The sequence below is a fragment of the Xanthomonas protegens genome (assembly GCF_038442435.1).
GTDB lineage: Bacteria > Pseudomonadota > Gammaproteobacteria > Xanthomonadales > Xanthomonadaceae > Xanthomonas_A > Xanthomonas_A sontii.
The window spans coordinates 58,023-69,966 of the sequence record NZ_JAQJCQ010000004.1 but is presented as its reverse complement, the minus strand read 5'-3'; the positions used below and the strand labels follow the sequence as shown (position 1 = coordinate 69,966).

General features: G+C 68.3%; 10 protein-coding genes. 8 read left to right on the top strand and 2 right to left on the bottom strand.

Features of this window, described 5'->3' with window-relative positions; genetic code table 11:
* Positions 1–7: 7 nt before the first annotated feature.
* From recG to PIQ37_RS06510, 4 genes are all read left to right on the top strand, one after another.
* Positions 8–2,155, top strand: a complete 2,148-nt coding sequence (gene recG / locus PIQ37_RS06525; RefSeq protein ID WP_342072840.1) for an ATP-dependent DNA helicase RecG — start codon at positions 8–10, stop codon at positions 2,153–2,155.
* A gap of 201 nt (positions 2,156–2,356) precedes the next feature.
* Positions 2,357–3,295, top strand: coding sequence for a nucleoside hydrolase (locus PIQ37_RS06520; protein WP_342072839.1), 939 nt, complete (start codon positions 2,357–2,359; stop codon positions 3,293–3,295).
* A gap of 152 nt (positions 3,296–3,447) precedes the next feature.
* Entirely contained in the window at positions 3,448–3,690 is a 243-nt protein-coding gene (locus tag PIQ37_RS06515) for a type B 50S ribosomal protein L31 (protein WP_010341537.1), read from the top strand.
* Between the two features lie 285 nt (positions 3,691–3,975).
* A complete protein-coding gene (locus PIQ37_RS06510; RefSeq protein WP_342072838.1) occupies positions 3,976–5,265 on the top strand; it encodes a citrate synthase in 1,290 nt (429 codons plus the stop codon).
* 170 nt (positions 5,266–5,435) lie between these two features.
* Here PIQ37_RS06510 and PIQ37_RS06505 read toward each other — a convergent pair whose 3' ends face one another.
* Both PIQ37_RS06505 and PIQ37_RS06500 read right to left on the bottom strand, forming a co-directional pair.
* Entirely contained in the window at positions 5,436–6,080 is a 645-nt protein-coding gene (locus PIQ37_RS06505) for a hypothetical protein (RefSeq protein ID WP_148830003.1), read from the bottom strand.
* A 153-nt stretch (positions 6,081–6,233) separates the two neighbouring features.
* Positions 6,234–8,660 (bottom strand): penicillin-binding protein 1A, encoded by a 2,427-nt coding sequence (locus PIQ37_RS06500; protein ID WP_342072837.1) that lies wholly within the window; start codon positions 8,658–8,660, stop codon positions 6,234–6,236.
* A gap of 218 nt (positions 8,661–8,878) precedes the next feature.
* Here PIQ37_RS06500 and PIQ37_RS06495 point away from each other — a divergent pair, with 218 nt between their 5' ends.
* The 4 genes from PIQ37_RS06495 to PIQ37_RS06480 are packed head-to-tail and all read left to right on the top strand — an operon-like array spanning position 8,879 to position 11,935.
* Positions 8,879–9,937 carry a pilus assembly protein PilM gene (locus PIQ37_RS06495; protein ID WP_017908825.1) on the top strand — a complete coding sequence of 353 codons (1,059 nt, stop codon included), beginning with the start codon at positions 8,879–8,881 and terminating at the stop codon, positions 9,935–9,937.
* Positions 9,937–10,728, top strand: a complete 792-nt coding sequence (locus tag PIQ37_RS06490) for a PilN domain-containing protein (protein WP_342072836.1) — start codon at positions 9,937–9,939, stop codon at positions 10,726–10,728. The genes PIQ37_RS06495 and PIQ37_RS06490 overlap by 1 nt, the downstream gene beginning before the upstream one ends.
* Complete coding sequence (locus PIQ37_RS06485) at positions 10,725–11,399, top strand: type IV pilus inner membrane component PilO (protein ID WP_342072835.1); 675 nt, start codon at positions 10,725–10,727, stop codon at positions 11,397–11,399. Before PIQ37_RS06490 ends, PIQ37_RS06485 begins: the two co-directional genes overlap by 4 nt.
* Positions 11,396–11,935 (top strand): pilus assembly protein PilP, encoded by a 540-nt coding sequence (locus PIQ37_RS06480; protein ID WP_342072834.1) that lies wholly within the window; start codon positions 11,396–11,398, stop codon positions 11,933–11,935. Before PIQ37_RS06485 ends, PIQ37_RS06480 begins: the two co-directional genes overlap by 4 nt.
* The last annotated feature ends 9 nt before the right edge of the window (positions 11,936–11,944 follow it).

Here is an 11,944-nt window from a genome sequence, read left to right as displayed (position 1 = left end):
CCCCGCCGTGCCGCGCGTGCAGGTTCCGGCGCCGGCGCTGTCGGCGGCAGGCGAGGTGCCGCTGACCACGCTGCCCGGCGTCGGTCCCAAGCTGGCGGAGAAATTCGCCGCGCGCGGCCTGTCCACCCTGCAGGACCTGTGGCTGCACCTGCCGCTGCGCTATGAGGACCGCACCCGCCTGACCACGGTGGCGGCGCTGCAGCCGGGCGTGCCGGCGCAGGTCGAGGGGCGGGTGCAGGCGGTGGATCGCGGCTTCCGCTACCGGCCGATGCTGCGCGTGGCGGTGGCCGACGACTCGCGCGGCACCCTGGTGTTGCGCTTCTTCCAGTTCCGTGCCGCGCAGGCGGCGCAGTTCGCGGTCGGCGCGCGCTTGCGCGCCTTCGGCACGCCCAAGCCTGGTCAGCACGGGCTGGAGTTCGTGCATCCCAGCTACCAGATCCTCGGCGAGGGCGACGACGCGGCGTTGGGCGATCGCCTGGATCCGGTGTACCCGGCGGTGGAGGGTGTCGGCCCGGCGACTGTGCGCCGGCTGATCGGCCAGGCGCTGGACCGGCTGCCGGAGGAGGCGGCGCTGGAACTGCTGCCGGCGTCGCTGCTGAGCAAGCTCGGCCTGCCGTCGCTGCGCAGTGCGTTGCTGGTCGCGCACCGGCCGCCGCCGCAGGCCGACCTGGCCGCGCTCGCCGCCGGCCTGCATCCGGCGCAGCAGCGACTGGCGCTGGAGGAACTGCTCGCGCATCACCTGAGCCTGCGGCGCCAGCGCATCGCCATGCAATCCCAGCCGGCGCCGTCGCTGCGCGGCCGCGGGCTGCTGGCCAAGCGCCTGCAGCAGTCGCTGCCGTTCAAACTCACCGGTGCACAGCAACGCGTGTTCGCGCAGATCCGCGCAGACCTGGAGCGGCCGGCGCCGATGCTGCGGCTGGTGCAGGGCGACGTCGGCAGCGGCAAGACCGTGGTCGCCGCGCTGGCGGCGATGCTGGCGGTGGACAAGCGCAAGCAGGCGGCGCTGGCGGCGCCCACCGAACTGCTTGCCGAACAGCATCTGGCCAACCTGCGTGGGTGGCTGGAGCCGCTGGGCGTGCGCGTGGCCTGGCTGGCCGGCAAGGTCACCGGCAAGGCGCGCAGCACGACCCTGGCGCAGATCGCCTCGGGCGAGGCGCAGGTGGTGGTCGGCACGCATGCGCTGATGCAGGAGGCGGTGCGCTTCCACGACCTGGCCCTGGCCATCGTCGACGAGCAGCACCGCTTCGGCGTGCACCAGCGGCTGGCATTGCGTGACAAGGGCGCTTCCGGCGCAGGCGTGCCGCATCAACTGGTGATGACCGCCACGCCGATCCCGCGCACCCTGGCGATGGCCGCCTATGCCGATCTGGACGTCTCCTCGATCGACGAACTGCCGCCGGGCCGCACCCCGGTGCAGACCATCGTGCTCAACGCCGAGCGCCGTCCCGAGCTGGTGCAGCGCATCCGCGTGGCCTGCGCCGAAGGTCGCCAGGCCTACTGGGTCTGCACCCTGATCGAAGAGGCCGAGGACAACGAAAAATCCGCGCAGGGCGGTGCCGGCAACCGGCTCGAGGCCAGCGCCGCGCAGGCCACCTTCGAGGCGCTGTCGGCACAGTTGCCGGAACTGCGCGTGGGCCTGGTCCACGGACGCATGAAGCCGGCGGAGAAGCAGGCGGCGATGCGCGCGTTCAAGCAGGGCGAGATCGACCTGCTGGTCGCCACCACGGTCATCGAGGTCGGCGTGGACGTGCCCAACGCTTCGCTGATGATCATCGAGAACGCCGAACGTCTGGGCCTGGCGCAGTTGCACCAGTTGCGCGGGCGGGTCGGGCGCGGCGCGGCGGCGTCGAGCTGCGTGCTGATGTACCAGGCGCCGCTGTCGGCGATGGCGCGGCAGCGCCTGGAAACCATGCGCCAGACCAACGACGGCTTCGTCATCGCCGAGAAGGATCTGGAACTGCGCGGTCCCGGCGAACTGCTCGGCACCCGCCAGACCGGCCTGGCCGCGTTCCGCGTGGCCGACCTGGCCCGCGATGCCGGCCTGCTGCCGCGCGTGCACGCCCTGGCCGACCGGCTGCTGGAGGAGGCGCCGGTTCTGGCCGATCGCATCGTCGCGCGCTGGGTCGGTGGGGCGGTGCGGTTCGCCGGGGCGTGATGGGGCGGGGATTCGGCATTTGGGATGACCAGCCATTCGGCTGTTGAAAGCGGGGATTCGCAAAGGCAACGCCGCCGCGTCTTCCTCGTAGGAGCGGCCGCTTCTAACGAATCCCTAATCCCGAATCCCCAATCCCCGCTCCTTCCCATGCCTGCGCCGCAGTGCCAGACTCGGCGGCCGAATGGACGAGCGAAGCGACGCATGAGCGACAAGATTCCCCTGTTGATCGATACCGACCCCGGCGTGGACGATGCGCTGGCGCTGCTGATGGCCTTCGCCGATCCGCGCCACGAGGTGGTCGGGCTGACCATCGCCGCCGGCAACGTCGGCCTGCGCCACACCGTGCGCAATGCGCTGAAGCTGTGCGAGGTGGCCGGGCGCGAGGACGTGCCGGTGTTCGCCGGCTGCGCCGATCCGCTGCTGCACCCGTCGGTGGACGCGGGGCACGTGCATGGCCAAGACGGTTTCGGCGACGTCGACCTGCCGCCGGCCGCGCGCGGCGCCGAGGCCGAGCATGCCGCGCTGGCGATCCTGCGCCTGTCGCACCAGTACGCCGGGCGCCTGCTGCTGGTCGCGCTGGGGCCGCTGACCAATATCGCGCTGGCGCTGAAGCTGGACCCGACCCTGCCGCAGCGCGTCGGCCGCTTCCTGGTGATGGGCGGGGCGATCACCTGCCACGGCAACATCACCCCGGCCGCCGAGTTCAACATCGCCTTCGACCCGGAAGCCGCGCACATCGTGTTCAAGGCGTTCCCGCACATCGAAGTGGCGGATTGGGAGGCGACCGTGGCGCACGGCCTGCCGCACCGCGAGGTCGAGCAGTGGCTGGCGGTGGATGCGCCGAAGGCGCGCTTCTACGAGCTGATCTCGCGCAAGACCCGGCTGTGGTCGGAGGACGCGCGCGGCGAGCACTGGTATGCCGCCGACGCGCTGGCGATGGCCTGGGCGCTGCAACCCGACGGCGCCCAGGAAGTGCAGTCGCGCCCGATGCAGATCGAGCTGTCCGGGGTGCATACCCGCGGCGCCACCCTGGTCGACTGGAACCGCCAGCTGGGCCTGGCGGACAACGCGACCATGCTCATCCGCTACGACCACGCGCGGTTCCTGGGCCTGGCCCGCACGGCAGTCGGCGCCGGCTGAGCCTGACGGTCCCGCCCGTTTCCGGGCGGGACAGCAGTGGTAGGGCAGCTCGTTTGCCGCCACCTCAATTGCCGTCACGTAAACGTTGCGTGCAGGGCGGGAGGGCTGTTATAGTTTCCCTCTTGTCCAGCAGCCACCTACGGTGCGAGCCCATGAAGGCCGACATCCATCCCCAGTACCGCGACGTCGTGTTCCACGATGTCACCTCCGATTTCAAGATCCTGACCCGTTCGACCATGTCCTCGAAAGAGACGGTCAAGTGGGAGGACGGCGAAGAGTATCCGCTGATCAAGGTCGAAATCTCCTCGGCTTCGCATCCGTTCTACACGGGCAAGCACAAGGTCATCGACACCAGCGGCCGCATCGACAAGTTCCAGAAGCGCTACGCGCGCTGATCGGAACCGTCGAACGGATGTAAAGCGACGGCCGCTTGCGCGGCCGTTCTGCTATCTGCTCTCCCCTCCCGGCGTTGACGCGCCGGTGTCATCCTTCCGTGAAAGTGCGGCGAGGATGCAACGCTGTGTCGCTTTCCTGCCGCCATCGTGCAGCGTGGGTGGTGAGCGACGACGCAAATGCTGCTGTGCGATAATGGCGCGATCCGTGGCGATTGCCGTGGACTTCCTTCACGCGTCTGTTCGCAACGTAATCGGACAGGCGCCTTCCATCGAGGAGCGCACACTGTGTCCGATCTTGATCAGGTCACGTTGAACGCCGGCGACAAGTCGGTCGTTCTTCCGGTACTCAAGCCCACCCTGGGCAACGATTGCGTCGACATTTCCAAGTTGACCAAGGAGACCGGTCTCTTCACCTACGACTCGGGCTTCACCGCGACCGCCAGCTGCAAGTCGGCGATCGCCTACATCGACGGCGACAACGGCGTGCTGCTGTACCGCGGCTACCCGATCGAGCAGCTGGCCGAGAAGTCCAACTTCCTCGAAGTGGCCTACCTGCTGATGAACGGCGAGCTGCCCACCGCCGACGAATTCAAGAAGTTCGACCACGAAGTGACGCATCACACGATGATGCACGAGTCGCTGAAGAACTTCCTCGGCGGCTTCCGCCACGACGCGCACCCGATGGCGATGATGGCCGGTACCGTGGCCTCGCTGTCGGCTTTCTACCACGACACCCTGGACCTCAACGATCCGGAGCAGCGCCGCCTGGCCGCGATCCGCCTGATCGCCAAGGTGCCGACCATTGCCGCCGCCGCCTATCGCTACTCGATCGGCTGGCCGATTCGCTATCCGCGCAACAACCTCGGCTACGTCGAGCGCTTCCTGCACATGATGTTCGAGGTGCCGAGCGAGCAATTGCAGATGAACCCGGTCGTGGCCAAGGCCCTGGACCTGCTGTTCATCCTGCACGCCGACCACGAGCAGAACGCCTCGACCTCGACCGTGCGTCTGGTCGGTTCCACCGGCGCCAACCCGTACGCCTCGGTCGCCGCGGGCATCACCGCGCTGTGGGGCCCGGCGCACGGCGGCGCCAACGAAGCCGTGCTGAAGATGCTGGAAGAGATCGGCACCGCCGACAACGTCGAGAGCGCCGTGGCCAAGGCCAAGGACAAGAACTCGAGCTTCCGCCTGATGGGCTTCGGCCATCGCGTGTACAAGAACTTCGACCCGCGCGCGAAGATCATCCGCGAGATGACCCACAAGGTGCTGGGCGAGCTGGGCGTCAACGACCCGCTGCTGGAAGTGGCGCTGAAGCTGGAAGAGGCCGCGCTGAAGGACGACTACTTCGTGCAGCGCAAGCTGTACCCGAACGTCGACTTCTACTCGGGCATCATCTACAAGGCGCTGAATATCCCGGTGGAGATGTTCACCGTGATGTTTGCCATTGCCCGTACCGCCGGCTGGGTCTCGCATTGGCTGGAGCAGCAGGTCGACCCGGAAATGAAGATCGGCCGTCCGCGCCAGATCTACACCGGCTACGACAAGCGCGACTACACCAGCGCCGACAAGCGCTGATCGACCGCCTCACGGCTGTCCGGAACGCCCCGCCTCGCGGGGCGTTTTTCGTTTTTGGCGGGGCCGAAGCGGGGGAGGGGGATTGGCAGCAGCCTGTCGCGCCGCTGCAGGCCATGACACGGGCGCCAGCCAGCTGCGCGCGCCCGCGACATCCTGATGCGGCGGTCTGCTCAGCCGGACTGGTAGTCGGCGATGTCCTGCTCGGTCAGCAGTTGCCGCAGTTGCGGCATCGAGGCGCGCCGCATCGGCTTTTCGTCCACCTGCGACAGCGGCGCCTGGCGCAGCGCGTCGTAGGGCAGCACGGTCAGGTCGAAGGTCAGCTCCTCGGCGGTGAACAGCCACACCGGGAAGTCCTCGCTACGCTCGCGGTCCAGGCGCAGGCGGCGGCTGCGCAGCTCGGCCGGGATCCGGTGTTCTTCGAGAAAACGTGCCACCGCCTCGGCGTCGTCGCTGTGCAGGTGCAATTGCACCGGGCTGTTGGCGTCGGCGGTGCCGTCGTGCACCGGTCCGGCCAGGCGTGGCGCGAAGGCATGCAGGAAGTCCATCGCGCGCAGCGCCGCCTCGCGGCGCCGGCGCAGTTCGCCGGCATGGTCGGGGCCGGCGAACAGCCGCTGGTATTCGCGCAGGGCGTCCTCGATCTCGCTGTTGCGCGGCAGCGAGGCGTCGTCGTGGATGCCGAGCCGGTCGGCGGCCTTGAGCTTGGCCTGGTGAAAATCGCGGATACCGCCTTCGGCCATCAGCCGGGCGGCTTCATGCGCCAGCCGGCGGCGGCGTTCGTGCGTGCGGGTCCGGGCGTGTTGCCGAGCGTGGTGCATGGTGCGCCTCCCCTCAAAGCCTGCCCCGACTGTACCGCAGCCTTGCGAAATTCAGGTGTAGCAGGCGCCGCTGCCTGAGGCGGCGTCCGCCGGGCGAGGCACGCCCGGCGGGAACTGCCCCGGCGAGCGCCGGGGCGGGGGAACGCGACGCGATCAGAAGATGTCGAATGCCGCGTCGTCGGTCTTCTGGTCCTGCAGGCTTTCGTCGAACTGCTGGATACGGTCCATGTCCTCGGTCTTGACCCATTCCGTGGCGCCGTTGAGGCTGACCTGGACCATGCCGCCCGGCGGATCGTTGCGGGCGATCGGCTGATCCTTCAGCGCGACCCGCATGTAGTCGATCCAGATCGGCAGCGCCGCCTTGCCGCCGTACTCGCGATAGCCGAGCGAGCGGTAGTCATCGCGACCGACCCACACGGTGGTCACGTACGGGCCGCCGAAGCCGGAGAACCAGGCGTCGCGATGGTCGTTGGTGGAGCCGGTCTTGCCGCCCACGTCCTCGCGGCCGAGCACCTTGGCCGCGGTGCCGGTGCCGCGCTGGACCACGTCGCGCATCATCGACACCAATTGATAGGCGGTGCGCTCGTCGATCGCGCGCGGCGCCACCTTGGCCTCGGGGTCGGCGGGCTTCTCGGCTGCAGCCGTCGTGGCCGCGGGCTCTGCCGGCTTGGCCGCCGGCGGCGGCGTGGCCGCGCCGAAGTTGAAGCCGTCCACCACCTGGCTGACCGGTGCGGCGTTGCCGCCGACGCTGCCGCAGCTGCGGCAGGCGGTCAGCGGATGCTCCTGGAACAGGACATTGCCGTCGCGGTCGGTAACCTTGTCGATGATCCAGGTGTTGACCAGCGAGCCGCCGTTGGCGAACACGGTGTACCCGCGCGCCACCGACAGCGGGGTCAGCGAGGCGGTGCCCAGCGACATCGACAGGTTCGGCGGCAGCTCGGCTTCCTGGAAGCCGAACTGGCTGATGTACTTGCGCGCGAAGTCGACGCCGATGGCGTCCAGCAGGCGCACCGAGACCAGGTTGCGCGACTGCACCAGCGCTTCGCGCAGGCGCATCGGGCCGCGGAAGCCGCCGCCGTCGTTCTGCGGCGACCAGGTCTTGCCACGGCGGTCGCGGAACACCACCGGCGCGTCGAGCACGATCGAGGCCGGGTTGAAGCCCTTCTCGAACGAGGCAGCGTACAGGAACGGCTTGAAGCTCGAGCCTGGCTGGCGGCGCGCCTGGGTGGCGCGGTTGAACTTGTTGCCGGCGTAGCTGAAGCCGCCGACCATGGCGCGCAGTGCGCCGTTGTTGGCGTCCAGCGACACCAGCGCGGCCTGGCCGCGCGGGATCTGGGTGATCTCCCATTCGCCCGGCTTGTCGCCTTCCTGGATGCGCACCAGGTCGCCGCGCTTGAGCAGGGTGGCCGGGCTGCGCCCGGTCCAGCGGCTGGCGGCCACCGGCAGCACCAGCTCGGTCTTGTTGGCGAGCACCACGGTGGCGCTGCCGTCGCTGCCGGTGCCGGCGACGATGCTGGGCAGCATCCCGCCCTGCGCGTAGACGCCGCTCAGGTGGCTGGCCAGGGCCGCCGCATCGGCAGTGGCCGGGACGTCGAAATGCTTTTCCACCCCATGCCAGCCGTGGCGGCGATCGTAGACGACCAAGCCCTGGCGCACGGCATGGTTGGCGGCGGCCTGCAGGGTCGCATCGATGCTGGTGTAGACGTGGTAGCCCTTGTCCAGCACGTCGCCGCCGAAGCGCGCGATCATCTCCTGGCGCACCAGCTCGGCCACGTACGGGGCCTCGACCTCGACCGGGCGCTCGTGCGGCGCGGCGTGCATCGGCACCGCCTTGGCCGCCTCGGCCTCGGCCGGGGTGATGAAGCCCAGTGCGGCCATGCGGCTGAGCACGTAGTTGTCGCGGCGCTGCTTGGCGCGCTCGGGGTTGCTGATCGGGTTGCCGCTGGAGGGGAACTTGGGGATGCCGGCCAGCGAGGCCATCTCGTCCAGGCTCAGCTCGTTGAGCTTCTTGCCGTAGTAGTACTCGGCGGCGGCGGCGACGCCGTAGGCGCGGTTGCCGAAGAAGCTCTTGTTGAGATACAGCTCGAAGATCTCGTCCTTGGTCAGCTCGGCCTCGATCTTGCGCGCCAGCAGGATCTCCGCCAGCTTGCGCGTGTAGCTGTATTCCGAGCTCAGGAAGAACTGGCGCGCCACCTGCTGGGTGATGGTGGAGCCGCCCGGCACGCGCTTGTCGTTGGTGGTGGCCAGCAGCCACACCGCGCGGGCGATGCCCTTGTAGTCGACCCCGCCATGCTCGTAGAACCGGGCATCCTCGGTGGCCAGGAAGGCCTGCTTGAGCCGCTCCGGCACGTCCTTCATGGTGATGGGGTAGCGCCGGGTCTCGCCGAACAGCGCCATCAGCTTGCCGTCGCTGGAGTAGACGTACATCGGCTCCTGCAGTTCGACCTTGCGCAGGGTCTGCACGTCCGGGAGCTTGGAGGAGACGACGTAGTAGAGCCCGCCTGCCACGGCGGCGCCGACCAGGCCAAGGAGGACGAACAAGACCAGCGCCCAGCGCAGCCAACGACGAAAACGGGGCATCGCGAGAGATTCCGATTGCAGATTTCTTGGGCGCAGAGTATAGAGTACGCCGGGGAACGGCTGGGGCCGGTTCCGGGGATGCGACGGGTTTGCTGCCGCAGGTCATGCCGTGACACGGATCGCGACATGCAACCGGGCGGTTGCCAATTGCAAAAAATTTGTTATTAATGCGCTGGCGCAACATTGGCGTCCAAGTGCCCGCCGGCAGGGGAAAATCCGTGGGGCTTATCCCAAAGAGTCAGCAACCGCTGATCGGCATCGACATCAGCTCGACCGCGGTCAAGCTGCTGCAGCTTTCGCGTAACGGCAACCGGTTCCGGGTCGAGCATTACGCCGTCGAACCCTTGCCGCCCAATGCCGTGGTCGAAAAGAACATCGTCGAGGTCGAGGCGGTGGGCGAGGCGATCCGCCGCGCCGTGACCCGTTCCGGCACCCGCGCCAAGCATGCCGCGGCCGCCGTGGCCGGTTCGGCGGTGATCACCAAGGTGATCCCGATGCCGGCCGAACTGGACGAGAGCGAGCTGGAAGCCCAGGTCGAGCTGGAGGCGGTGAACTACATCCCGTACCCGATCGACGAAGTGAACCTGGATTTCGAGGTGCTGGGCGTCATCCCCAACAACCCCGAGATGGTGCAGGTGCTGCTGGCCGCCTCGCGCTCGGAGAACGTGGAACTGCGCCAGTCGGCCCTGGAGCTGGGTGGGCTGGTGGCCAAGGTGATGGACGTGGAGGCCTTCGCGGTCGAGAACGCCTTCGCGCTGGTGGCCAGCGAGCTGCCGGTGGCCGCCGACGGCATCGTCGCCCTGGTCGACATCGGCGCCACCATGACCACCCTCAATGTCCTGCGTGGCGGGCGCAGCCTGTACAGCCGCGAGCAGGTGTTCGGCGGCAAGCAGCTGACCGACGAAGTGATGCGCCGCTACGGCCTGACCTACGAAGAAGCCGGCATGGCCAAGCGCCAGGGCGGGCTGCCGGAAAGCTACGAGGTCGAGGTGCTGGAGCCGTTCAAGGAAGCCACGGTGCAGCAGATCAGCCGCCTGCTGCAGTTCTTCTATGCCGGCAGCGAATTCAATCGGGTCGACCACATCGTCCTGGCCGGCGGCTGCGCCGCCCTGGCCGGATTGCCGGAGATGGTGGAGGAGCAACTGGGCGTGGCCACGGTGGTCGCCAACCCGTTGGCGCAGATGACCCTGGGGCCGAAGGTCCAGGCGCATGCGCTGGCCCAGGACGCGCCGGCGCTGATGATCGCCACCGGCCTGGCGCTGAGGAGCTTCGACTGATGGCGAAGATCAATCTGCTGCCCTGGCGGGCGGAACGGCGCAAGCAGCGCGAACGCGAGTTCTATTCGATGCTTGGCCTGGCCGCATTCGCCGGGGTGCTGCTGGCGGGACTGATCTGGTTCTACTACGACCTGCAGATCAGCGGCCAGAACGAGCGCAACGCGTATCTGCAGGCCGAGATCGAGAAGGTCCAGGCGCAGAACAAGGAAATCGACACCCTCGACGAGAAGAAGCGCCGCCTGCTGGCGCGCAAGCAGGTCATCGAGGAGCTGCAGGCCAAGCGCTCGCAGATGGTGCACCTGTTCGACTCGCTGGTGCGGACCATCCCCGACGGTGTGGTGCTGACCTCGGTGAAGCAGGAAGGCGACATGCTGACCCTGGAGGGCCGCTCGCAGTCCAACGCCCGGGTCAGTACCTACATGCGCAACCTCGAGGGCTCGGGCTGGATGACCAATCCGGAGCTGACGGTGATCGAGGCCAAGGCCCAGGAGAAGGAAGCCAAGGGGCCGATCGTCGATACAAAGGCGCTGCCGTACGTGTTCACGCTGCGGGTCAAGCTGCCGGTGCCGGGCGAGAGCTCCGATCCGGCCGCCGCCGGGACGGCACCTGCGGGTGCCGCTGCGCCCGGAACCCCCGGCGCAGCCCCCGCCGGCGGCGCGCCTGGCACGCCGCCGGCGCAGGCCCCGGGCGCTCCTGCGCCTGCACCTGCCGCGGGCAGCCCTGCCGCACCGGCGCCGGCCACCGCGCCGGCACCCGCCGCCACGCCAGCGAAACAGGGACCGGCGTCATGAGCAAGAAATTCAACATCAAAGAGCTGGATTTCAACAACATCGGCAATTGGCCGCAGCAGGCCAAGATCGTCTTCTGCGTGCTGGTGACCCTGTTCATCCTGACCCTGTCGTGGTTCCTGCTGATCAGCAGCAAGAGCGACGAGTTGCAGGCGCTGGAGCAGAAGGAAACCGACCTGCGCGCCTCCTTCGAGAAGGAGCAGAGCCGTGCGGTGAATCTGCAGCCGCTGAAGCAGCAACTGGTGCAGATGGAACAGGTGCTGCAGCAGATGCTGCGGCAGCTGCCGAGCAAGACCGAGATGCCGGACCTGATCATCGACATCTCGCAGACCGCGCTGTCCAGCGGCCTGACCAACGAGTTGTTCCAGCCGGGCCCGGAGTCGCCGAAGGAGTTCTACGCGGAGAAGCCGATCGCCCTGCGCATGGTCGGCAGCTACCACCAGTTCGGCGCCTTCGTGAGTGGCGTGGCCTCGCTGCCGCGGGTGGTGATCCTGACCATGCACGACATCAACCTGAAGCCGCGCGACAAGAGCAACGGCATCACCGCGCGCGGCGAGCTGGAGCTGTCCGGTACGGTCAAGACCTATCGCTACCTGGACGACAAGGAAATGGCCGAACAGGAACAGGCCGCGGCGGCCGCGAAGAAGGCCGGCAAGCAAGGCGGTGGCGCATGAGCCGGCGGCATCGGGTGGTCAGGATGCTCGTTGCGGGCGCGCTGGCGCTGGTGCTTGGCGCTTGCGGCCGCACCATCACCAGCACGCCGGGCGATGCGCCGAACCTGGAGAACTGGGTGAAGGAAGTGCGCGCGCGACCGGCGCAGCCGCTGGAGCCGTTGCCGGTGATGCAGCAGTTCGAAACCTTCGAGTATGCGGCGCAGGGCCTGCGCGATCCGTTCAGCGATGCCTGGGCCAGTCCCGACGGCAGCAGCGGCCTGCGCCCGGATCCGAACCGCCGCAAGGAACCGCTGGAACAGTTCCCGCTGGACAGCCTCAACATGGTCGGCACGCTGGGCAGCGGTGCGGGCCAGGTCGCGCTGGTGATGGCGCCGGACAAGGTGACCTACCGCGTGCGTCCGGGCGTGTACATGGGGCAGAGCGATGGCCGCGTGACCGGGGTGCACGAGGATCGCATCGATTTGATTGAACTGGTGCCGGATGGCGCCGGCGGCTGGCTGGAACGTCCCGCCTCCGTCGCGCTGGACGATCAATGATTGATTATG